Consider the following 22,886-nt stretch of genomic DNA (forward strand, 5'->3'; position numbering starts at 1 on the left):
CATAGAAATGAAATTTAAACGATGAATCGTAATTGTGGGTGAACTATTCAAATGTCAAAAATGGTACGTGGAACGATGCTTCTATCGGGGGCATCGTTTTTATCCAAATTTTTAGGAATGATTTATGTCATTCCATTTTATGCAATTGTCGGTGATGCAGGTGGAACGTTATTTGCTTATGCCTACACACCTTATAGTATATTTATTAGCCTTTCTACTGTAGGTATACCACTTGCAGTGTCAAAGTTTGTATCAAAATATAATTCATTAGGTGATTATGAAACAGGAATGCGGATGTTTAAGGCTGGAAGCACACTAATGCTTTTTACTGGTCTAGTGGCATTTATTGTTATGTTTTCAACTGCTGATTGGTTAGCTAGTTTCCAAATCAGAGGAGATAACTCAGCGATTACACCCGATGATGTTGCCTACGTTATACGTATGGTGAGTTTTGCTTTAATTATAATTCCGGCCATGAGTATAGTACGTGGTTTTTTCCAAGGTCATCAATCCATGGGGCCAACTGCTGTGTCTCAAGTCATTGAACAAATTGTTCGCATTTTATTTATTTTAGGTGGTTCATACGTAATCGTCTACGTATTAGGTGGTTCAAGAACAACTGCAGTTGGTTTTTCTGCTTTTGCTGCATTATTAGGAGCACTTGCATCTTGTGTAATATTGTTTTTATATTGGAAAAAAAGAAAATCACATTTACAAAAACAAATCGATGCTCAACGTTTTACGTATGATTTTCAAACAAAAGATTTATTTAAAGAACTTTTTCGGTATGCAGGTCCGTTTGTATTAGTTGGATTAGCTATACCATTATATCAATTAGTCGATCAATTTACCTTTGAGCCAGCAATGAATGCAAGTGGTAGAGGAGAAGATGAATGGATATTGGCCTCTTCTGTCATCATGAATTATGGTCATAAAATAATCATTATTCCAATGACAATTGCAACAGGTTTATCATTAGCAATGTTGCCTTCACTCACCGAAGCTTTTACCAATAATAATCGAGAAAAGTATACGAAGCTTTTAAATCAAGCGTTACAAGTAATTCTTGTTTTAGTGCTACCTGCTTCAGCAGGAATAGCAATGTTAGCTGGAGAAATTTATGGTTCATTATTTACGATGGATGATTTAAGTGCAAGAGCGGAATTAATGGCATGGTACGCACCGGTAGCATTGTTGTTTGGATTTATAACAGTAACTGCAGGAATGTTACAAGGGATAGACCAGCAGAATTATGCGGTTATTAGTTTACTTACGGGATTATTTGTAAAAATCCTATTAAATAGTCAACTGATTCACATATTTGGAGGCAAAGGTGCCATTTTGGGTACAGCATTAGCTGCACTGATTGCAGTAGTGATGAATTTATGGCGATTGAAAACAACTATACAATTTTCGTTTAAGCAGACAATTAAACGAACGATGCTAATTGTGATTTTTACCATAATTATGTGTATTGTAATCTTCCTTCTTAAAGGTATATTTGGCTTCTTCTTACCTTTTGAAGAAGAAAAATGGGCTGCAATTGTAATGCTTATCATTGGAGTGACAGTTGGTGGAGGAGTTTACCTCACCCTTGCTTATAAATCAACTTTACTAGAGCATGTATTTGATGGGAAAATACCGTTTATTGGCAGATTTATGCGTAAATAGGAGGGGAATCATGCGGTTAGATAAATTACTCGCTAATATGGGAGTAGGTTCGCGTAAAGAAGTAAAGCAATTAGTAAAATCAAAGCGAATAACAGTAAATGAAGCTATTGTAAAAGACAGTGGAATGCATGTAGAACCGGAGCATGGTAGAGTAAGCGTTGATGATGAATTAGTTTCTTATCAAAAAAATATTTACCTTATGATGCATAAGCCACCAGGTGTGATATCTGCAACTTCTGATAATCGAGATCGAACTGTAATTGACTTATTATCAGCAGATGAGAAGAAGTTCGATCCATTCCCTGTAGGTAGACTAGATAAGGATACAGAAGGACTTCTATTAATTACTAACGACGGGAAACTTGCTCATCGGTTAACTTCACCAAAAAAACATGTAGAAAAGGTATATATAGCTAAAGTTAGTGGAGAATTTCCGGTAAACATTATAAAACAATTCAAAGAAGGATTAACACTAGAAGACGGATATCAAACAAAGCCAGCTAAATTAGAGATATTAGATAAACAATCGAATGAAGTTAAGATAACAATAACCGAGGGAAAATATCATCAAATTAAGCGAATGTTTATTGCTGTTGGATATAAAGTGACTTATTTAAAAAGAATTCAGATGGGAGATTTGCAACTAGATGAACGATTGCCAATTGGTAATTATCGTTCATTAACGGAAGATGAATTACAGTATTGCAAATCATTGAAATAATTAAAGGAGAGGTGGAAATATTGTCTCATTATTTTATTGGAATAGATTTACCTGATCATATAAAACAAAATTTAAAAGATGTACAACGAAAATTTCCACCCTCTTTTTCGTATAAACAAATGACTCACCCATCTGACTTTCATATAACACTAACATTTTTAGGGGAATTAGACGATAAACAATTAACTTATATAGTGAATTATCTAAATAAACTAGAAGAAAAACCTTTTTCTATAAAGGTGGATCAATTAGGTGTATTTGGTAATCGCGAGAAACCGAGAGTATTATGGGCAGGTCTCGAACATTCTAATGAATTACATGTAGTACATAAACAGATTAACAGTATGTTAACACAGATGGAATTTCACGTAGATAACCGACCATATCGACCGCATATCACAATAGCTAAGAAATGGAATGAACCATCCATTAACATGGATAGTAAACAATTTGATCTTATGCAAAAAAATGTTCAATCCATGGCAACGAGTTTTGAAGTAAATACGATTCATTTATTTAAGATTTTTCCACAACAAATGCCGAAATATGAAAAATACATGAGTTTTCCATTACGTGGTTAAGGGGATGTAAATATGGCGCAATTAATCAAATTACAAGACTATATATCACGTTATGAGTGGGACATTTATCGTTATCCTACGCAATATATACGTCAAAAAAACGATCAATGGGAACTACTTTATCAACGATGGCAACAACCAGAGATGGAGAAGACAAAAGAGGACGAAGCTTTAGAAACACATAAAGAAGGAATATTACAAAAGTGGAAAAAACGTATCAAAAGAAAGGATATTTATGTAGAGTCTATTGAATCAGTAAATAATGAAACGGATGTGGAGTATGATTCACTTCCATCTTCTGAAACAGAGTTAAAGCAATATTTTTTGGATCGATTGTTTGATATTCAAATGAAATGGGCAACTTCTACGGTCTCTAGAGTATCAGTAGTAGATTCAAAATTCTATCATGATGAACTTCTTCGATTTTTATTACAACGTTTCCCTGATACATATTTCATCATGTACATGCCCGTATTTGAAATAAAACAAGCTCCTGTTGAGTCAGATATCCTTCTGATTAGTCCCTTAGAAATTGAAATTATCCATTTTCTTGAAGTAGATGATGAAGCTGTAATTATGGCTGGCGAAGAACGAACATGGACAGTGACTAGAGGAGAAGATAATGAAAGAGTCATAAATCCATTAATTTCTTTAAAACGGTCAGAGAAATGGATTCAAGGCATCCTGCGGTTACATAATATGGAGGTTCCTGTTAAGAAAACGGTAGTTTCTCGAACCAACCGTATTTTATATGCAACAGCACCATATCAAACCAAGGTGGTTGATCGGTTAGCTTTTGAAGGATGGTTAAATGAAAAAAGAAACCTTTCATCTCCATTGAAAAAAACACAACTTCATGTAACGGAATGTTTATTAAAACAATCGATTTCTAATTCTATTCGACGTCCTGAGTGGGAAACAGAGAACAAGGAAAGTTAATGTTCATTTTTATTGTTAATCCGACAGCTGGAGAGGGAAGAGCTAGGTATATTTTTTCTCTAATTCAACAAATGGAACAATATCGTATGATGGCAGATAAAAAAGTATATTTTACAGATTATCCAACTCATGCAGAAGTAATAACGAGAGAAATTCTACATGAATATAAAGAGAAGTTAAAAGGATTATTCATCATTGGTGGAGACGGAACAATTCATGAAGTTATAAATGGTCTAGATAATGTTCTTATCCCTATCTCATTCATTCCCAGCGGTTCAGGAAATGACTTTGCTAAGGGGATTAATCTAGGAAACGATGTTCAGCAATTTTTGAAACCCGAGGCTTTCAATAAACCGAATGATTATTGGTTTAGTATTTATAAAACAAATGGGTTCACTAGAAAAATGGTCAATAGTTTAGGTTTTGGGTTTGATGCTGAAATTGCCGAGAGGGCAAATAGTGCAAAATCAAAAAGGTATTTTAACAATTTAGGAATAGGAAAAATTATTTACTTAGTTTCACTTGTGAAAGTTTTAAGAACATATAAGCCTAAGCGTATACAAATCTCTATCGATGGAATTACCAGGAGATTAAATGATTGTTGGATGCTGTCTGTTGGTAATCACCCATATTATGGTGGAGGATTAAAGATATTACCTCATGCTAAAAATAATCGTGATAAAATATATGGTATAATCATTCACGCATTACCTAAATGGAAAGTACTTTTATTATTTCTATCGGTAATTTTTGGTTGGCATCGTTATTTTAAGGAAGTTGAGTTATTTGAAGCTGATACAGTGGAAATATTATCAGATACACTTCTTTGCTACCAAGTAGATGGACAAACGGATTATTCTGCTAGTTGTAAAATAGAAAAAGAAAAAAATCCAATCTCAGTTATAATGAAATAAAAAAGCAATAATTGTATTTTATATAAAATCTAGATACAATGTATAATTGAACGCTAAATTTGAAAGATGTGAAGAAGTTATGATTAAGTGGCTTGAGCAAGCTCTAGGCACAGGGTGGAATATTACACCAGCAGGAGGTCTCACTGGTGATGCTTTTATAGCGGAAAAAAATGGGAGACGTTTATTTTTAAAACGTAATTCATCACCGTTTCTTGCAGTATTATCTGCAGAAGGAATCGTACCAAAATTAATTTGGACGAAACGCATGGAAAATGGCGATGTTATTACTGCGCAGGAATGGTTAGAAGGCCGTTCACTAAATGTATATGAAATGCAACAACAAAACGTGGCTGATTTATTAAATAAAATACATCACTCTACAGAGCTTTTGCATATGTTGCTAAGAATGGGAAAGAAGCCAGTTACTTCCGATGAAAGTCTAAAGTCAATAAAAAATAATCTTCATACACAAGGGATAATGGATAGTTATGGTGAAGTAACAGAAGCTATTTATTATTTAGAGAAATTGTTACCGGAAACTCGCGATCAACAACTAGCAGTATGTCATTGTGATATTAATCATAATAATCTTATACTGACAAGTGAAAAAAATATCTTTTTAGTTGATTGGGATAATGCGATGATTGCTGATCCGGCAACAGATATTGGTATGCTTTTAAAATGGTATTTACCAAAAGAAGACTGGGTTCCATGGTTAAAGCAATATGGCATAGAACCAAGCCAGAATTTATTTACTCGCATGTATTGGTATTTATTACATGATTCCTTGCATTTTTTAAGTTGGCACAATTCTAGAAATGAATCGGAAAAGGTTCGCCAACGTTTGTGGGATTTACAGGAATTAAATGGGCAAATAAGGAGTTTATTTTAAGTTAGTTTGTTCAATTGCATTTATCCAGTGTTTTATATTATCTATATTAGAACTAACATGATTTGGCAGACTTTGCGCTTGTTCGCCTTGTCTGCCATAGTTATATATTTCAGGCAGAATAGTTAGAAGTTGTTCATCCGTAATTTGGTCTCGATCAAGTATAGATTGAACAAGCCTTCCAATTTGTTGACACTCACTGACTGAAGCACAGCATTCTCCATGTTGTTCGTCGAGTATGTCTGAAAGTAATGTTAATTGATTAGATACATTTAATGTCATATTAATCACCTCTTAACTAGTTTTTTCTGAATGAAGTTTTCTATACAAAATGAAATAAAGTGAGGGAATACAACATGAGGCAAAGAAATAAGCCGTGGGCAGACGAGTATTTACAAGAAAAAAATCATATTGTCATTCATGACCCAAAAAGCAAAAAAGGAAATTGGAATCAACTTTTTAATAATAATAATCCAATTCATGTAGAAATTGGCTCTGGAAAAGGGCAATTTGTATTGGGTATGGCAAAGCAATATCCAGATATTAATTTTATTGGAATCGAAATAGCAAAAAGTATTATTGTTTCTGCAGTTCAGAAGATTGATGAAGAAAGCTTATCCAATGTATTAATGTTAAATGAAAATGCAATAGATGTACGGGAAATGTTTGCTAACAATGAAATCTCAATGATTTATTTGAATTTTTCTGATCCATGGCCAAAAAATCGACATGAAAAACGACGTTTGACATATGAACGCTTTTTAGATCAATATCAAGATATTTTGTGTACGAATGGAGAAGTAATATTAAAAACAGATAATCGGGGATTATTTGAGTATTCTGTGGTCAGTTTTTCACAATATGGAATGACTATAAATGAATTAAATGTGGATTTACATGCTATAGAAGACGAAACAAATGTTATGACAGAGTACGAAGAGAAGTTTTCTTCAAAAGGGCAACCAATTTATCGTTGTAAAGCAGTATTTGAAAAATAATGCTTGACTTTTTCTCGAAATTTGTCATAATTAGATAGAAATATAGACACCTTTAAATCAGTCCTGTGAGGCTGGTAAGGTTGTGCGGAAAAGATAATGATAGTATAAGCAAACATCGCATACATATATGCAATGCTGTTTCCTTGTACTTCCACTGCACCTTGCCATCTTTTACAGGCAGGGTGTTTTTTTATAAATAGGGGAGTGTGAGGACAGTGAAAGATAGAGAAATACAAGTAGATGAACGTTTACCATTATTACAAAGTTTGCCTTTAAGTATCCAGCATTTATTTGCTATGTTTGGATCAACAGTTTTAGTACCGATATTGTTTGGTGTTGATCCAGCAACAATATTATTAATGAATGGTATCGGGACATTATTATATATATTTATTACAAAAGGAAAGATTCCTGCTTATTTAGGATCGAGTTTTGCATTTATATCTCCAGTAACAATGGTACTTACTGAAGGTGGCGGATATGGAGCTGCTTTAGGCGGATTCTTTGTAGTAGGCTTAGTTTTAGTCATCATTGGTTTAATCGTACGTTATGCTGGAACGAGCTGGATAGATGTCATATTCCCTCCTGCAGCAATGGGAGCAATTGTAGCTGTTATTGGATTAGAGCTGGTGCCGACTGCTGCTGATATGGCTGGTTTATTACCTCAAGTAGATGTACCAAGGGATACTACTGCAATATTGGTATCTTTAATAACCTTGGGAGCGACGATTATTTATTGGGTAACAATGCGCGGGTTTTTAAAAATTATTCCTATTTTATTAGGAATTATAACTGGTTATGTGGTAGCTGCTATATTCGGAATTGTAGATTTCAATGCGGTTAAAGAAGCATCATGGATACAAATGCCGACGTATTACCAAATCGAATTTAACTGGTCAGATATATTAATTATTCTACCTGCGGCACTTGTATTAGTGCCAGAGCACATTGGTCATTTAGTAGTAACCGGTAATATTGTGAAAAAAGATTTGGTGAAAGAACCAGGATTGGATCGTTCTTTATTTGGAAATGGGTTTTCAACAATGATTTCTAGTTTTCTAGGTTCAACACCTAATACAACCTACGGTGAAAATATCGGAGTATTAGCGATTAGTAAAGTGTATTCCACATGGGTGATTGGGGGAGCTGCGATAATTGCTGTAGTACTTTCGTTCTGTGGTAAATTAGCTGCCCTTATTTCTTCTATACCTACACCAGTCATGGGAGGGATTTCATTACTACTGTTTGGAATTATCGCTGTCAGCGGGTTACGTATGTTAGTAGAACAACAAATTGACTATAATAAATCTCAGAATTTAATCCTGACATGTGTAGTTCTAGCTATTGGAGTAAGCGGTGCTTCCATCAATATAGGGTCAGTAGAACTAAAAGGTATGGGATTAGCTACAATAGTGGCAATTGTTGTAAGTTTATTCTTTAAATTACTCGATGTATTAAAATTATCGAATGAGTAACCACAGAGCCTCTATATTTGATAAGAAACGAAAAAACCTGATGAATTGTTCATCAGGTTTTTTCTATTGCACCTTTGTCATCTTTAATGGTACAATAATATAGTTACATCATAATGATTGATTTTATATATACTATCCTGATTATATTATAATGTCAATTTAATGATTTGTCAACAAATATATCACATTTAATTAGGGGGATGTTTATGAGTTCATCGAAAAATAATGAACAGGTTTTTGAACATCAACGTTTAGAACGTATTCTTCAAATTATTGAAGACAGGGAAAATGCGATTAAGCAGCAATCTTCAAAATTAAAACAGGAAGTCGTAGAATTTAGAAAAAACTTTTGGGATGATATTACCATTAATCTAGAAGAACTCGATGATGTTATTGAAACGCAAGAAAGTATAAAACAACAATCAAATGTTTTAGCACAGAAGGAAAGACATTATGGTAAGAACTTTCAACGGATAAAACAATTGCAACGATTAAAAAATCAACCATATTTTGGGAGAGTAGATTTCAAAGAAGAATCGGATAGTGAAGAAAATCAAATTTATATTGGCACATCTTCATTAATGGATGAAGATGGATCAGACTTTTACATTTATGATTGGAGAGCACCAATTTCAAGTATTTATTATGATTATGCACCTGGCCCAGTTCAATATGAGACGGAAGAAGATCTAGTAAAAGGTGAAATGACTTTAAAACGCCAGTACGTTATCAGGCAAGGAAAAATGAAAGGGATTTTTGATACAGCTGTAACGATAGTTGATGAATTGCTTCAAGAGAGTTTGAGTCAATCAGCAAATGCGACCATGAAGTCTATTGTTGCAACCATTCAACAAGAGCAAAACAAGATAATTCGTCATCAAGGTAGTAAAATTTTAGTTGTACAAGGAGCGGCAGGAAGTGGAAAGACAGCAGCTGCATTACAAAGAATTGCTTATTTATTATATCACCATCGTACTAGTTTACAGGCAAATCAAGTGTTATTGCTTTCACCAAATGACATATTCACAAGTTATATTTCAAATGTTCTCCCGGAATTAGGTGAAGAACCAGTGAATCAACAAACATTTTATGATTTTCTTGTAAAAGGTATTGAAAGTAATCTTAATGTAGAATCACCATTTGAACAAATGGAACAGTTGTTGATAAGTGAAGACAAACAGCAAAAAGAAAACGCAGTAAAATATTTTACAAGTATGCAATTTATGAAAGATATACAATCTTATTTATCATTTATAAATAATCATGGTTTGCAGTTTCGTCATATTCGCTTTAGAAATGAACTTTTTATCTCAAAAGAAGAAATAAATGCGCATTTTCTCGAACTGCCTAAAACGATGCGTTTATCCAATAAAATTGAAAAAGTCCAGCTATGGTTATTACAAAAAGTGAAGGAATTTCAAGCCAAAGAAATCGCAGCTAATTGGGTGCAAGATCAAATGGAATTATTAAAGAAAGAAGACTATATGAAAGCTTATCATGAGGCTGAAGCAGAGGAAGAAGAAAGTTCTATTCAAGATGAAGAACTGATTTTGCGTAAAAAAATAGTGCATAAAGCATTCGCACCTTTGATAAAAAATATAAAGCAAAATCGTTTTGTGCACACAGTACGAATGTATGCAGAACTATTTAACCAGTGGGCACCTGTTGGCAGAGAGAATGAATGGAAAGCATATTCGAAGTATATATTACATGATCTTCACCAAAATAAATTACCTTGGGAGCATGCAGTAGCGTATCGATTTTTTAAAGGGGAAATAATTGGTCATGATGTTGACCAACCAACACGATTGATTGTTATCGATGAAGCACAAGATTATACGCCTTTTCAATTTGCTTATCTGCAGCATGTGTATCCTTATGGAACTATGACACTATTAGGTGATATTAACCAATCAATTTATTCTTATGCGACAACTGATAATCCAATTCAACAAGAAGACTCAGAGGATATCGAGCGAATTGTATTAACTAAAAGTTATCGATCTACAAAACCGATTACAGATTTTACTACTTTCTTTGCTCCGAGTAATGATGGTATACATGCGTTTGATCGTCAGGGGCCACTACCAACTGTAATCCAATTACCTAAAAGCTCTAAATATAAGAATGTGCTACAGGAAATAATTGAAGCTAAGAAAAAAGAGGGACATGAGACAATTGCTGTGATATGTAAATCAATGCAGGAATGTGAGAAATATAAAGAATTACTAGAGGATGAGGAGGAGATAAATCTTGTTCGTTCAAATACGAAAACATATCAAAAAGGTGTAGTTTTCGTACCGGTATATTTAGCTAAAGGTATTGAATTTGATGCTGTCATTGTTCCAGAAGCATCGGAAGCTAACTATCACTCTGAAAATGAGAGGTATTTATTTTATACAGCATGTACACGAGCAATGCATGATTTAACAGTGGTTTTTATGGATAAACCGAGTCCATTTATAAAAGAAATTCCAAAAGAAAAATACTCATTTAGAACAATATTAGAAAGAAATTAGAGTGTAAGAATTTAAGAGGCAGGGACAAAAGTATTTAATCAAAAGACAAATCCGAATGATTGGCCTATAAAAACCCGCTTCAGAAATATACTGCGCTTATCCTAAGGTGGCTGGTGAGTCTCCGGATGCTTATGCATCGGGGTCTCGCCTAGGCCTTGCTCCCATAGGACAAGGAAGGCTGCGACTGCATTACATCGCACGCAGAAAATCGATTTTGATTTTCAAGGAGTCTCCGTATATTTCTTACGCTTGTTCTGGCTTTCATACGTTTTTTGACCAGAAATTTATGTTATGTCCCAACCTCAGCCATGTTATATTTATCCTTGTACTCCGGGGTGATGGCGTTTACGCTTATTTACCCATACACGATCTTTATTCGTGTTATCTGGGAATGAATCTCCTGCCTGTAACTCCACAATTTGTGGATCATTTACATTACTTCCAGTTTCGCCGATTTCCATATAAACACCATTATTAGGAGCCTTTTCACCAGCTCGAAATTCAGATCTTTCTCCCATAAGTTCCACTCCTTTTAACTAAAGATAAACTTATTATGCAAAGAAATATCTATAATCATGAATGGGAATTTTATCCCGCTTGTAACGGGAAATGGAAACTTATGTGTAATCATTCACCTCGAATAAATCAATTAATTCGACGTCAGTATTCTTATCTTTAAACCAGTTTAGAGCAAATTCATTTCGGAATAGTACAAGTGGTTGATTGTTTCGATCTCGAACAAGTAAATTACCACTGTCAAACAACTTCCGATCAACTTGTTCCTCTTTTAACCAACGAGGAATACGCTCACCAATTGATTCAAGCATAACTTCTGCGTTATATTCATGTTGCATTCGGTAAGTAAAAACTTGATATTGCAATTCCCCTACTGCCCCTAATATAAAGGCATCAGTCATTTGATCACGGAATAATTGAATGGCTCCTTCTTGGACTAACTGCTCTATTCCTTTCCGGAACTGTTTTGATTTTAATGCATTTTTTGCAGTAACCTTTTTGAATAATTCCGGTGGAAATTGTGGTAATTCATCATACTCATATGTCTCTTTTCCAACTAAAAGCGTATCTCCAATTTGATAAGCATTTGGATCATATATACCTATAATATCTCCAGCATATGCTTCATCAACAGTATCTCTGGAGGAAGCGACCATTTGTTGTGATTGTGCAAGTTTTAATTCTTTACCCGTCCGAGCTAAGCGAACACTCATTCCACGCTCAAATTTACCAGAGCAAACTCGTAAGAAAGCAATTCGATCACGATGGGCAGGATTCATGTTTGCTTGAATTTTAAAGATAAATCCGGAAAAATCTTCATTTTCTGGTTTGATCGGTCCCATCGTAGTTTTACGAGATGTTGGACTCGGTGCAAGATGAATAAACGTATCAAAAAACACTTGTACTCCAAATGGAGATAAAGCACTACCGAAGAATACAGGTGTTAATTCCCCGTTTAATATAGCTTCTTCTGAGTATTCATTTCCTGCTTCCGTTACTAGTTCTAATTCTTGTTGTGCATCTTTAAATGTCGGATTTTCTATAAGATCTTTATGGTCGGACAGTTCGTTATTTGGAATATACGTTTCCGTATCTCCAGGGTGATGTTGAACGAATTGATCTCCATGTCTATCGAAAATTCCTAAAAACCCTTTTCCCATACCTGCTGGCCAATTCATTGGATAGGTATCAATTTCTAAGACTTCTTCAAGTTCTTCTAAAAGAGCAAGAGGTTCTTTTCCTTCACGATCCAATTTGTTCATAAATGTGAAGATAGGAATACCTCTCATTCGACATACTTTAAATAGTTTAATGGTTTGAGCTTCGATGCCTTTTGTAGAGTCGATGATCATAACTACGCTATCAACTGCTGTTAATGTACGATACGTATCTTCACTAAAATCTTCATGACCAGGTGTATCGAGAATATTAATATGCAAGTCATCATAAGTGAAATTCATTACACTAGAAGTTACAGAAATTCCACGTTGTTTTTCAATTTCCATCCAATCGGATGTTGCAAATTTTCCAGATTTTTTTCCTTTTACCGTACCTGCTGAGCGTATCAGATTCCCGTATAGCAAAAGTTTTTCTGTCATAGTGGTTTTCCCGGCATCTGGGTGAGAAATAATCGCAAACGTCTTACGTTTGGATACTTCGTTATTTATCGACATATTGATTTAACCTTCTTTCATTTCTATATACAAATAGATGTTCTCATTCAGATGTTTTATAATAAATAAAGACACCTCCATACTATACTATAGAATTTTATATTTTACGATGGTAGTAAAGGAAAAGAAAGTTGTGATTAAATATGTATTCCTTAACCAAGCAAAAAGTGCGAGAACTGTGTGGAGATGTTTCATTTAAATATGGTGAGCGATTATGGAATGGAAACCGTGTCCATATGAATAATAACCATAATGAAACAACTGCTACGGTTACGAGTACGGAAGATTTCCAAGTACAAATTTATTGGAATGATGGAGAAATCAAAAAAACGAAATGTAGTTGTCCATCATTAACTTCTTTTACAAAATATTGTCAACATATTGCTGCAGTATTAATCGGTATTTGTGAAACAAGTACAAAGAGTATTAATCGTACAGATGAAATTATGCGCCAATTTTTACAGAAAAACGATAAAGAGAGTCAAAAGTACACTCATCAAGGGTATTTTGAAAATAGACAAGAATTACTTCCATTATTTCGATGTTATATATTAACAAATAGAGAAACTCCAATAATAGCCATATCTATTGATGTAAATCACCATGAAATTAAACAGCTATCTGATTTCTTATTAGCGGTTCAACATGGACACTCCTATAAGATTTCAGATGATATTACGTATTCTTCATCAAATAATTATTTTAATTCGAACGATGAAGCTATACTTCGTCATTTAATACAATTAATTCAGGAAAATTCGCTAACAAATATCTATAAAAATAGTGACAAAAGTAAGCTTGTCATTCCTCCTTCGATTTGGAATAAACTGGAGTCATTATTTCAAGCTGCCGTTAATACGGAATTAATTATAGAAGAATCAAAACACAATTGGATTTTACCTAGTTTTTCTATCGTTGATTATTTACCTCCGTTACATTTTCAAATAGAAAAATCAGCTAATCTAATTCGGATTAGTTGGCAGGAATTCCAGTCATATGTAAGTTTACCTTCTTATCGACTGTTGGTTACACAACAAGCGATTCATATTTTGACAGAACAAGAAGTAACTACGATAGACTTATGTGATCGATTATGGAGAGAGAATAGAGACAGTAGTTTATTAATTTCATTAGAACAAGCAGAGCAACTCATACCTCTGTTAACAAAAATAGGTGAAATAGATGATTCAACGGGTATAGTCGCTCAAAGTAAAAAGCCATTAACTGCAAAGATATACTTAGATCGAATTCGTAATCGCTTATTAGCAGGTGTAGAATTCCATTACGGTGGAATCATGTTTCAACCGTTTGAACCTTCACCAATGACGTTATATCGGCAAGAAGAACAAGAAGAGGAAATCATTCGTTTTTTACAAGATAAAGGATTTGCCCATATGGATGGTGGTTATGTTCTTCAGAATGAAAAATTAGAATATGAATTCTTATATCATCATCTACCCGATTTACAAAAACAAGCAACGGTTTTCGTTACTACTGCAGTTAGAAATAGAATTAGTAAAAAACATTTTCAGCCAATTATACGTGTACGACATAAAAGCGATCGTACAAATTGGTTAGAATTTACCTTTCAAATGAAAGGCTTTGTAGATCAAGAGGTTCGTGGTGTTTTGGATGCATTAGAGGAAAAACGTCCATATTATCGATTGAAAGATGGCTCATTACTTTCGCTTGAAACAAAGGAAATTGAAGAGTTACAATCTTTTTTAATTGATTCTCCAATGTCATCCACTGAGATCTTGGAAGGGTTGGAAAAACCATTAAATGAAGGATTTACTATCGCTAATCGGCTAGAAGAACGAGGAATACTTGAAGTAGAAGACTCGTTTAAACAGATGTTATTTCAAATTCAACAACCAGATGAACAAGCTTATCCAATTCCAAATCTTATCTCATCTCTTTTAAAAGAATATCAAAAAGAAGGGGTCAGATGGATGAGAGCAGTAGCAGACATAGGATTTGGGGGCGTTCTGGCAGATGAGATGGGACTTGGAAAAACCATTCAAAGTATTGCATATTGCCTTTCGGGTGAAAAAGAGTGGAAGAACAGGAAGCGACCTATTCTTATTGTTTGTCCAACTTCTGTCTGTTATCAGTGGAAACAAGAATGGATGACATTTGCTCCTCACTGTTCAACCGTTGTTTTTGATGGTAAAAAATCAGAAAGAAAACAGAGGAAATCTGAATTACGAAATTATGATGTTTGGATAATTTCTTATGGAATGTTACGGAACGAAATAGATTGGATACAAAAACAAGTAGATCAATTTCATACAGTAATTTTTGATGAGGCACAAGCGTTTAAGAATCCAGCAACCCAAACATTTCGAACTGTAAAAAAACTTCGTGCTAAACATCGTTTTGCTTTAACTGGTACCCCATTAGAAAATAAAATGGAAGACATTTGGTCTATTTTCCATGTTGTATTTCCAGAGTTATTAGGTAATATAAAAGATTTCAGCTGGCTTACTCATGATCAAGTTATTCGACGTATTCAACCATTTATGCTTAGACGTGAAAAGAAAGATGTCATGCAAGAACTTCCAACAAAAGTAGAATATGTAGAGCGTATACCTTTAATAGAGAAACAGAAGCAGTTATATGTATCTTACTTAGCAAAACTTCGACATCCTTCTTTTAAGCACTTAGATAAGGAAACTATACGGAAAAATCGTATAAAAATATTAGCTGGAATTACTCGATTAAGACAAATATGTTGTCATCCGTCATTATTTGTTAGAGAATATAATGACAAATCAGCAAAGTTAGAAAGACTCAAGCAAATAATAAAAGATGCTAGTCGAGCAAATAAAAGGTTACTCATTTTTTCACAATTTACAAGTATGCTGCAATTAATCGACAAGGAATTAAGAAATAAGGATATCTCATATTATTATATTGATGGAGAGACAGCCGCCGAGGAGAGAGTAGAGATATGCCGTGCTTTCAACCAAGGTAAAAGAGAAGTTTGCCTTATTTCATTAAAAGCTGGTGGAACTGGTTTAAATTTGGTCGGAGCCGATACAGTAATCTTATTTGATGTTTGGTGGAACCCAGCTGTCGAGGAGCAAGCTATAGACCGTGCACATCGAATTGGACAACAAAAAGAAGTTACTGTTATACGACTACTGTCTGAAGGAACCATTGAAGAGAAAATGTATGAATTACAGCGTAAGAAACGAGAATTGATGAATTATTTGGTTACAGGAAAATCTACAATAAACTATCAGCTTACTGATGAAGATATACAGGATTTATTGTTTAACGAAACAAAAGATTAGGTAGGTGAGATGATGCAACGTAATATAAATGATAATACGCTTGAAATAGTGGTGGGAGATATAACGAAGGAAACAACGAATGTTATTGTAAATGCAGCAAACGGTAGTTTATTAGGCGGTGGAGGTGTTGATGGGGCTATCCATCATGCCGCAGGGTCTAAATTAGTGAAGGCATGCCAAGAGGTAAGAAATGATGAACTTAATGGTGAAGAATTGCCGACAGGTGAAGTGATTATCACTTCAGGATTCCAATTGCCTGCTCGTTTTATTATCCATACGGTAGGACCAATTTGGAATCAGACCCCTGATTTACAAGAAGAATTATTGGCTAACTGTTATCGCAATGCTTTGGAATTAGCAAAAGTAAAAAAATTAACTAGTATTTCTTTCCCTTCGATTTCAACAGGGGCGTACGGTTATCCTATTCATGAAGCGGCAACTATCGCTTTACAAACAATTATTCAATTCCTACAAGAAAATCATGTGGGACTTGTAAAAGTCGTATTATTTAGTGATGAAGACTTTAACATTTACCAAGAAAAATTTCAGCATTTGACGGATAAGATCTAGGCATTGAATTACCGAACTAATAATTAGTTCGGTTTTTATTTTTGTATGTTAAGGTTGACGTTTCTTGAACTTAATGATAATTCTTAAATATAGAAATAATTGAATGAGAGGGGTATTTGATGACAATAACATCAACAAATATTATTGAAGAGACTAATTATTATGGTGCACATAACTATCACCCACTTCCTATAGTTGTTTCTGAAGCAAATGGCGTATGGGTAAAAGACCCAGAAGGAAATACGTATATGGATATGTTAAGTGCATATTCAGCGGTGAATCAAGGCCATTGTCATCCGAAGATTATTGAAGCACTAAAAAATCAGGCTGATAAAGTAACATTGACTTCTCGAGCTTTTCATAATGAATTACTAGGTCCTTGGACAAAACGTATTGCAAAGTTAACCAAGAAAGATAAGGTTTTGCCGATGAATACAGGTGTGGAGGCTGTCGAGACTGCGATAAAAGCAGCACGCCGTTGGGCATATCAAGTCAAAGGAGTTACAGAAAACCAGGCGGAGATAATTGCTGCCAATGGAAATTTTCACGGGCGTACATTAAATGCAATATCTTTATCAAATGACCCAGATGCTACAAAAAATTATGGTCCATTTGTTCCTGGAATTAATAAAGTACACTATGGAGATATAAATGCAATTGAGAAATCTATTACAGAAAATACTGCGGCAATCATTCTTGAGCCTATTCAAGGAGAAGCGGGAATTATTTTACCTCCAGAAGGATATTTGAAACAAGTAAGAGAACTTTGCACAAAGGAAAACGTATTATTTATAGCAGACGAAGTTCAAACTGGTTTTGCACGGACAGGGAAAATGTTTGCATGTGAATGGGAAGGTGTAGAACCGGACATCTATGTCATGGGGAAAGCATTAGGTGGTGGTGTTCTGCCTGTTTCTGCGATTGCTGCAAATAAAGATATTATGGATGTGTTTACACCTGGCTCTCATGGATCTACTTTTGGGGGGAATCCTTTAGCGTGTGCTGTATCGATGGCAGCAATGGATGTCATCGAAGAAGAAAATTTAGTTACGAAGTCATTAGAATCAGGAAAATATTTTGCAGATAAGTTGCGTGCAATTAATTTTGAAGGGATTAAAGAAGTTCGTGCAAGAGGATTATTCATCGGTATGGAATTTCACCAACCAGTACGTACTATTTGTGAGAAATTGAAAGATAAAGGAATCCTATGTAAGGAAACACATGTAAATACAATACGATTTGCACCGCCATTAGTTATAACAAAAGAAGAAATGGATTGGGCAATCCAGCGAATAGAAGAAGTACTTACTAATTAATATTTTAGGAGGGAGCAGAGCTCAGTTCCTTCCCTCTATTTATTACAGAAAGGAAATCAACATGAACATATTATTGATGGTGCGAACTCCATTTATTGAAGCGGTCCCAGACTTTGTAGAGAAATTAAAACGATTAGGAAATGTTACTATTTTAGATACGGATAATGGTATCGAGAAAGAGAAACTAAAGCAGGCAGTAAGAGAAGTAGAAGTTATTATAACAGCTGTTGTTCAAATTGATAAAGAAATAATTGATGCAGCTCCAAATTTAAAATATATTATGAAGTTTGGAGCTGGTTACGATAATATTGATTTTAAATATGCTAGAGAGAAAGGTATTCCAGTTACAAATACTCCTGGTCAGAATGCAGATGCTGTTGCAGATCTTGCAATTGGATTAATGCTAGCCACCGCACGTAATATTCCTGCAAAGAATGAGGAATTACGGAATGGAGATTGGGAATTATCTATGGGAATTGAAATATTTCAAAAGAAATTAGGGATTATCGGATTTGGTGCAATTGGCCAAGCCATTGCACTGAGGGCAACAGGGTTTCAAATGGAAGTTGTAGCTTATGGTACTTTCCAGGATCAAACAATAGCCGATCGTTTAAATGTAAAATTCGTAGACCTTAATAAACTCTTGAATGAAAGTGATATTGTAGTTGTTACGACAACACTTCGCGAGGATAATTATCAGTTAATTAACGCAAAAACACTAAATGAAATGAAAGAAGATGCCTTGTTTATAAATGTTTCAAGGGGAGCATTAGTAGATGAGGATGCTTTGTATGAAGCTCTTACAAACGGCAAGATTAAAGGTGCTGGCTTAGATGTATTTGTAGAAGAACCATCAAATCATCCTTTGTTAAGATTACCGAATACAACGGTAACTCCTCATATTGGTGCTGCTACAAATGAAGCAATAGAACGTACAGGAAGTGTTGCTTTAGAAAATGTACAACGTTTGAAAAATGACCATCCTTTGTTACATGTGGTTAATTAATGGCAACTGAACAATTTAAGTAAGATGAATAATATAACCGAACTATAAATCAGTTAATGCTGCCTTTATAGTTCGGTATTTTAGTTTATCTTACATGGGCAGTGATTACCTGATTTAAAGAGAGTTGAGATTAACCCATAGATCTTTTAACTAATTAGTAGAGGATAACAAAACAATGGGTGGATGAAATTTCATTTTATCTAGGTGGTCTATTTTGTTTATATTTATGATCATCTTTCATTTCATTCAATTCTTCTTTTGACTTATTCTTCTTCTTCTTTCCTTTAGCCAACTTAAATCCCTCCTTTAATTTTTATTTTTTGCTATTTCATTAGTCTGTATTCATATTCATAATTTTGACGTTTCTGGTAAAGATATTGACAAGTCAATGTTTGAAAGGAAGAAATCTATGTCTGAAGAAAACAAAAATCGAGAAAAAGACAAAGGGAAACAAAGAAACATAAGAAAGTATAATACATCTCCAAAACAAGATGTAGAAATAGCAGAAGAGACCGAATTTCTTAACGTAAATGGCAAGAAAAATAAGCGTTTTCGTCCTAATGGATAAGATAAAGAAAGGGGGAAATTGATATGAATAATCCTTACTTTCCTGGTGATATAGTCTATATGATTATACGAAATCCTCATGCCCAGGATGTAGCTCAAGTTCAGCAGGCTGCCGTAGTACAACATCCGGATAATCCATCGGATCTTGCCTTATTTGTTCACGAGACGTATTACCCGATTACGGATGAATATGCTATTTTCACCTCAGAAGAAGCAGCAGAAGATGCTTTTAGGGAAGCATTTGTATCTGATGATGAAGAGGGGCAATTTTATGGTTAGACCTTTTGTCCCTCAATTGATATATGTGGAACCTAAAGCAATGGAATATAGCTTAGGTAAATCACTAGTAAGAAAGTTTGAAAATATGGGGATTGAAATTAGGGAAACAACTTCTCATAATCAAATTCGAAATTTACCGGGAGATAATGATTTTCAAAAATACCGTAACGCAAAGTCTACTTTAGTTATCGGAGTTAGGAAAACATTGAAATTTGATACATCTAAGCCTTCTGCTGAATATGCAATTCCTTTTGCTACTGGTTGCATGGGGCATTGTCATTATTGTTATTTGCAAACAACAATGGGCAGTAAACCATATATTCGTACCTATGTTAATATTGATGAAATTTTTGATGCGGCAGAAGGATATATGCAAGAAAGAGCTCCTTTGGATACGAGATTTGAAGCATCGTGTACTTCTGATATTGTAGGTGTGGATCATCTAACGCATACATTAAAACATGCCATCGAATATTTTGGGAGAAGCGAGTACGGTAAGCTCCGTTTTGTTACGAAGTTTGCACACGTAGATCATTTACTTGATGCTGATCATAAGGGGAGAACAAGATTTCGTTTTAGTATTAATAATAACCATATTATTAAATATTTTGAGCCTGGAACCTCTCGACTGAATGAGAGGATAGAAGCTGCAGTTAAGATTGCTGAAGCAGGGTATCCTTTAGGGTTTATTATAGCCCCTATTTACTTGCATGATGGTTGGAAAGAAGGATATAAAGAAATGTTCGATATACTTGATGATGCTCTTCCTCCATTTGCAAGAAAAGATTTAACATTTGAGATGATTCAACATCGGTTTACGAAGCCAGCAAAACGTGTAATAGAAAAAAATTATCCAATGACTAAATTGGAATTAGATGAATCAAAAAGAAAAACCAAATGGGGAAGATATGGTATTTATAAATATGTATATCAAGATCAAGAACAACAGGATATCAAAAAGACACTAGGCGGATGGATAAACGATTATTTTCCAACTAGTACTATCGAATATTTTACTTAACTTGAGATGGTGCTTACTTAATCAATTTTTGTACACTCCGTGAATCTATTTCTAAAAAGCTACATCAGCCCTATTAATTTTTAGTTGATCGTACTTGCAATATCTCCTTATATTGGTATGCTCTTTTTTCCGAAAGGATAGCCATAAAGAAGTATGAAATTATAAAAACAACAAATGATAATGGGTAAGGAGGTGATTGTAAGATGAGAACATTGCATGCGATCGCTCTAACCTTATTAGTAATTGGAGGAATCAACTGGGGATTAATTGGATTTTTCCAGTTTGATTTAGTTGCTGCGATCTTCGGAGGCCAAACTTCAGTACTTTCGCGAATTATTTATGGTCTAGTTGGTATTAGTGCTGTTTATTATGTTGCGACTTTATTTACTGGAGAAGAAGTTGAGGATGATACTGTAAATACTGGAAGAGTAAATTACGGTACAGAATTTGCTGAGGAAAATGATATCGAAAATGATATAGATGATGATTTAGAAGATCGATAAAATGAAGACTCGAGGGAGGAACTTTCCCTTGAGTTTTCTTGTTATATAAAAATTCTGAAAAATAATAGATATTTTATATTTCACGTGCTACACTGTGAGTAATTATAAATTGAAACTATTTAAATAGAGGGAGTAGTTTTGTACTTTTTCGCATTGGAAATTAGTACATTACATGTGGGATAAATAGGCATAGGAAGTTAAGTGAGGAACATACACTTTACCAGTACGGAATTATATCTATTCTGGAGGGATAAGATGCCATTTTCATCGGATATTGTTCAAAATATGCCGTCTTACTTATTTGCTCATATTCAAAAGAAAAAACAAATATTGATTGAACAAGGAAAGGATGTTATCGATTTAGGTATCGGTGCACCTGATTTACCCCCACCTTCCTATATAATTGAAGAATTGTATAAACATACAAGAGATACCCGGCTGCATCGTTATTCTCCATACCAAGGTATACCGGAATTAAGAAAAGCTGTTGCTCATTTTTATCAAAAAACATATAACGTAGCACTTGATCCAGATGAAGAAGTTCTTATTTTAATTGGAAGTAAAGAAGGAATTGTACATTTAATACAATCTGTTGTGAATCCTGGAGATAAAGTGATTTTGCCAGATCCAGGGTACCCAGTTTATAAAATGGGTGTACATTTAGTACAAGGAAAAGTAGTTTATTTACCTTTAGATAATAACAATGAATATAAACCAAACTGGGAAATGATAAGCGACCAAGATAAAGAAGAAGCAAAGTTATTGTTCCTAAATTACCCTAATAATCCAACTGGTGCGACAGCTCAAAGGGAAACGTTTGAGAAAGCGGTAGAAATGGCAAATAAATATAATATCTGTATTGCACATGATGCAGCCTATGATCATGTGACATTTTCTAACTATAAATCTCCAAGTCTACTTCAAGTAGAAGATGCCAAAAAGGTAGGGGTAGAATTAGGATCATTATCTAAGAATTTTAATATGACTGGTTGGAGAATTGGGTATATTGTTGGAAATTCGAGTGTCATTCAAGCGTTAGCTACATTGAAAAGTAATATTGATACTAGCCAATTTATACCAATTCAACTTGCAGCAAAAAAAGCATTAGAACAAAGTGAAGTTGAGATTCGCACAATACATCAAACAATGGAACAACGTATGTTGAAAACATGGCAACTTTTAAAAAAAGCTGGCTTTCAAGTAGAGAAAACCAAAGGGACGATTTTTTTATGGGTGAAAGTTCCAGACGGCTATACTTCAAGTTCTTTTACGGAACAAGTTCTTGATCAGGTACATGTAATTGTAACTCCAGGTTCAGCGTTTGGTAATCAAGGAGAAGGATACTTTCGAATTGCATTAACAGTACCAGAAGAAAGGTTGGTAGAAGCAGTTCAACGTTTGGATTCTTGGATAAATGGAGGAAAGTAAT

Annotated in this window: 21 protein-coding genes; 18 read left to right on the forward strand and 3 right to left on the reverse strand. The window is 34.3% G+C overall.

Going from position 1 to position 22,886, the window contains the following annotated elements:
- The first annotated feature begins 51 nt into the window (after nt 1–51).
- The 6 genes from ABC346_RS10840 (at nt 52) to ABC346_RS10865 (ending at nt 5,718) form a co-directional block, all read left to right on the forward strand.
- Nucleotides 52–1,671, forward strand: a complete 1,620-nt coding sequence (locus tag ABC346_RS10840; RefSeq protein ID WP_413234849.1) for a putative polysaccharide biosynthesis protein — start codon at nt 52–54, stop codon at nt 1,669–1,671.
- 10 nt (nt 1,672–1,681) lie between these two features.
- A complete protein-coding gene (locus ABC346_RS10845; RefSeq protein WP_413234850.1) occupies nt 1,682–2,392 on the forward strand; it encodes a pseudouridine synthase in 711 nt (236 codons plus the stop codon).
- Between the two features lie 11 nt (nt 2,393–2,403).
- The gene (thpR, locus tag ABC346_RS10850) at nt 2,404–2,973 is read left to right on the forward strand and encodes an RNA 2',3'-cyclic phosphodiesterase (protein WP_413234851.1); all 570 of its coding nucleotides are present in this window, start codon (nt 2,404–2,406) and stop codon (nt 2,971–2,973) included.
- Nucleotides 2,974–2,985: 12 nt separating this feature from the next.
- Nucleotides 2,986–3,912, forward strand: coding sequence for an NERD domain-containing protein (locus ABC346_RS10855; RefSeq protein WP_413234852.1), 927 nt, complete (start codon nt 2,986–2,988; stop codon nt 3,910–3,912).
- A complete protein-coding gene (locus tag ABC346_RS10860; RefSeq protein ID WP_413234853.1) occupies nt 3,912–4,826 on the forward strand; it encodes a diacylglycerol/lipid kinase family protein in 915 nt (304 codons plus the stop codon). Before ABC346_RS10855 ends, ABC346_RS10860 begins: the two co-directional genes overlap by 1 nt.
- Nucleotides 4,827–4,905: 79 nt before the next feature.
- Nucleotides 4,906–5,718: a phosphotransferase gene (locus tag ABC346_RS10865; RefSeq protein ID WP_413234854.1), complete on the forward strand. Its 813-nt coding sequence runs from the start codon at nt 4,906–4,908 to the stop codon at nt 5,716–5,718.
- Here ABC346_RS10865 and ABC346_RS10870 read toward each other — a convergent pair.
- Nucleotides 5,710–5,997, reverse strand: coding sequence for a YtzH-like family protein (locus tag ABC346_RS10870; protein ID WP_413234855.1), 288 nt, complete (start codon nt 5,995–5,997; stop codon nt 5,710–5,712). The genes ABC346_RS10865 and ABC346_RS10870 overlap by 9 nt on opposite strands.
- Before the next feature lie 74 nt (nt 5,998–6,071).
- On the opposite strand from ABC346_RS10870, the gene trmB reads away from it, so the two are divergent.
- From trmB to helD, 3 genes are all read left to right on the forward strand, one after another.
- Entirely contained in the window at nt 6,072–6,713 is a 642-nt protein-coding gene (gene trmB / locus ABC346_RS10875) for a tRNA (guanosine(46)-N7)-methyltransferase TrmB (RefSeq protein WP_413234856.1), read from the forward strand.
- 215 nt (nt 6,714–6,928) lie between these two features.
- The gene (gene uraA / locus ABC346_RS10880) at nt 6,929–8,188 is read left to right on the forward strand and encodes a uracil permease (RefSeq protein ID WP_413234857.1); all 1,260 of its coding nucleotides are present in this window, start codon (nt 6,929–6,931) and stop codon (nt 8,186–8,188) included.
- Between the two features lie 206 nt (nt 8,189–8,394).
- The gene (gene helD, locus ABC346_RS10885; protein WP_413234858.1) at nt 8,395–10,707 is read left to right on the forward strand and encodes an RNA polymerase recycling motor HelD; all 2,313 of its coding nucleotides are present in this window, start codon (nt 8,395–8,397) and stop codon (nt 10,705–10,707) included.
- A gap of 317 nt (nt 10,708–11,024) precedes the next feature.
- Here the strand turns inward: helD and ABC346_RS10890 are convergent, their stop codons facing one another.
- Nucleotides 11,025–11,225: a YjzC family protein gene (locus tag ABC346_RS10890; protein WP_011066684.1), complete on the reverse strand. Its 201-nt coding sequence runs from the start codon at nt 11,223–11,225 to the stop codon at nt 11,025–11,027.
- A 99-nt stretch (nt 11,226–11,324) separates the two neighbouring features.
- On the reverse strand, nt 11,325–12,896 hold the full coding sequence (locus tag ABC346_RS10895; protein WP_413234859.1) for a peptide chain release factor 3: 1,572 nt from the start codon (nt 12,894–12,896) through the stop codon (nt 11,325–11,327).
- A gap of 236 nt (nt 12,897–13,132) precedes the next feature.
- Here ABC346_RS10895 and ABC346_RS10900 point away from each other — a divergent pair, with 236 nt between their 5' ends.
- The 9 genes from ABC346_RS10900 (at nt 13,133) to ABC346_RS10940 (ending at nt 22,885) form a co-directional block, all read left to right on the forward strand.
- Entirely contained in the window at nt 13,133–16,195 is a 3,063-nt protein-coding gene (locus ABC346_RS10900) for an SNF2 helicase associated domain-containing protein (RefSeq protein WP_413234860.1), read from the forward strand.
- Nucleotides 16,196–16,207: 12 nt separating this feature from the next.
- Nucleotides 16,208–16,765, forward strand: a complete 558-nt coding sequence (locus ABC346_RS10905; RefSeq protein WP_413234861.1) for an O-acetyl-ADP-ribose deacetylase — start codon at nt 16,208–16,210, stop codon at nt 16,763–16,765.
- Between the two features lie 119 nt (nt 16,766–16,884).
- The gene (locus ABC346_RS10910; RefSeq protein WP_413234862.1) at nt 16,885–18,081 is read left to right on the forward strand and encodes an ornithine--oxo-acid transaminase; all 1,197 of its coding nucleotides are present in this window, start codon (nt 16,885–16,887) and stop codon (nt 18,079–18,081) included.
- 61 nt (nt 18,082–18,142) lie between these two features.
- Nucleotides 18,143–19,087 (forward strand): phosphoglycerate dehydrogenase, encoded by a 945-nt coding sequence (locus tag ABC346_RS10915; RefSeq protein ID WP_413234863.1) that lies wholly within the window; start codon nt 18,143–18,145, stop codon nt 19,085–19,087.
- A 409-nt stretch (nt 19,088–19,496) separates the two neighbouring features.
- Nucleotides 19,497–19,655: a hypothetical protein gene (locus ABC346_RS10920; RefSeq protein ID WP_413234864.1), complete on the forward strand. Its 159-nt coding sequence runs from the start codon at nt 19,497–19,499 to the stop codon at nt 19,653–19,655.
- A 23-nt stretch (nt 19,656–19,678) separates the two neighbouring features.
- A complete protein-coding gene (locus tag ABC346_RS10925; RefSeq protein ID WP_413234865.1) occupies nt 19,679–19,933 on the forward strand; it encodes a transcriptional regulator SplA domain-containing protein in 255 nt (84 codons plus the stop codon).
- Nucleotides 19,926–20,954, forward strand: coding sequence for a spore photoproduct lyase (gene splB / locus ABC346_RS10930; RefSeq protein WP_413234866.1), 1,029 nt, complete (start codon nt 19,926–19,928; stop codon nt 20,952–20,954). The genes ABC346_RS10925 and splB overlap by 8 nt, the downstream gene beginning before the upstream one ends.
- A gap of 203 nt (nt 20,955–21,157) precedes the next feature.
- Nucleotides 21,158–21,457: a DUF378 domain-containing protein gene (locus ABC346_RS10935; RefSeq protein WP_413234867.1), complete on the forward strand. Its 300-nt coding sequence runs from the start codon at nt 21,158–21,160 to the stop codon at nt 21,455–21,457.
- A 255-nt stretch (nt 21,458–21,712) separates the two neighbouring features.
- A complete protein-coding gene (locus ABC346_RS10940; RefSeq protein ID WP_413234868.1) occupies nt 21,713–22,885 on the forward strand; it encodes an aminotransferase class I/II-fold pyridoxal phosphate-dependent enzyme in 1,173 nt (390 codons plus the stop codon).
- Nucleotide 22,886: the final 1 nt, after the last annotated feature.

It is taken from the genome of Oceanobacillus phoenicis (assembly GCF_047238145.1).
Lineage (GTDB): Bacteria > Bacillota > Bacilli > Bacillales > Amphibacillaceae > Oceanobacillus.

What these genes read in the sequence shown, in the direction of transcription:
- ABC346_RS10840 (WP_413234849.1), top strand. Translation starts at nt 52, where the DNA reads ATGTCAAAAATGGTACGTGGAACGATGCTTCTATCGGGGGCATCGTTT.
- ABC346_RS10845 (WP_413234850.1), top strand. Translation starts at nt 1,682, where the DNA reads ATGCGGTTAGATAAATTACTCGCTAATATGGGAGTAGGTTCGCGTAAA.
- ABC346_RS10855 (WP_413234852.1), top strand. Translation starts at nt 2,986, where the DNA reads ATGGCGCAATTAATCAAATTACAAGACTATATATCACGTTATGAGTGG.
- ABC346_RS10860 (WP_413234853.1), top strand. Translation starts at nt 3,912, where the DNA reads ATGTTCATTTTTATTGTTAATCCGACAGCTGGAGAGGGAAGAGCTAGG.
- ABC346_RS10865 (WP_413234854.1), top strand. Translation starts at nt 4,906, where the DNA reads ATGATTAAGTGGCTTGAGCAAGCTCTAGGCACAGGGTGGAATATTACA.
- ABC346_RS10870 (WP_413234855.1), bottom strand. Translation starts at nt 5,997, where the DNA reads ATGACATTAAATGTATCTAATCAATTAACATTACTTTCAGACATACTC.
- trmB (WP_413234856.1), top strand. Translation starts at nt 6,072, where the DNA reads ATGAGGCAAAGAAATAAGCCGTGGGCAGACGAGTATTTACAAGAAAAA.
- helD (WP_413234858.1), top strand. Translation starts at nt 8,395, where the DNA reads ATGAGTTCATCGAAAAATAATGAACAGGTTTTTGAACATCAACGTTTA.
- ABC346_RS10890 (WP_011066684.1), bottom strand. Translation starts at nt 11,225, where the DNA reads ATGGGAGAAAGATCTGAATTTCGAGCTGGTGAAAAGGCTCCTAATAAT.
- ABC346_RS10895 (WP_413234859.1), bottom strand. Translation starts at nt 12,896, where the DNA reads ATGTCGATAAATAACGAAGTATCCAAACGTAAGACGTTTGCGATTATT.
- ABC346_RS10900 (WP_413234860.1), top strand. Translation starts at nt 13,133, where the DNA reads ATGAATAATAACCATAATGAAACAACTGCTACGGTTACGAGTACGGAA.
- ABC346_RS10905 (WP_413234861.1), top strand. Translation starts at nt 16,208, where the DNA reads ATGCAACGTAATATAAATGATAATACGCTTGAAATAGTGGTGGGAGAT.
- ABC346_RS10910 (WP_413234862.1), top strand. Translation starts at nt 16,885, where the DNA reads ATGACAATAACATCAACAAATATTATTGAAGAGACTAATTATTATGGT.
- ABC346_RS10915 (WP_413234863.1), top strand. Translation starts at nt 18,143, where the DNA reads ATGAACATATTATTGATGGTGCGAACTCCATTTATTGAAGCGGTCCCA.
- ABC346_RS10920 (WP_413234864.1), top strand. Translation starts at nt 19,497, where the DNA reads ATGTCTGAAGAAAACAAAAATCGAGAAAAAGACAAAGGGAAACAAAGA.
- ABC346_RS10925 (WP_413234865.1), top strand. Translation starts at nt 19,679, where the DNA reads ATGAATAATCCTTACTTTCCTGGTGATATAGTCTATATGATTATACGA.
- splB (WP_413234866.1), top strand. Translation starts at nt 19,926, where the DNA reads ATGGTTAGACCTTTTGTCCCTCAATTGATATATGTGGAACCTAAAGCA.
- ABC346_RS10935 (WP_413234867.1), top strand. Translation starts at nt 21,158, where the DNA reads ATGAGAACATTGCATGCGATCGCTCTAACCTTATTAGTAATTGGAGGA.
- ABC346_RS10940 (WP_413234868.1), top strand. Translation starts at nt 21,713, where the DNA reads ATGCCATTTTCATCGGATATTGTTCAAAATATGCCGTCTTACTTATTT.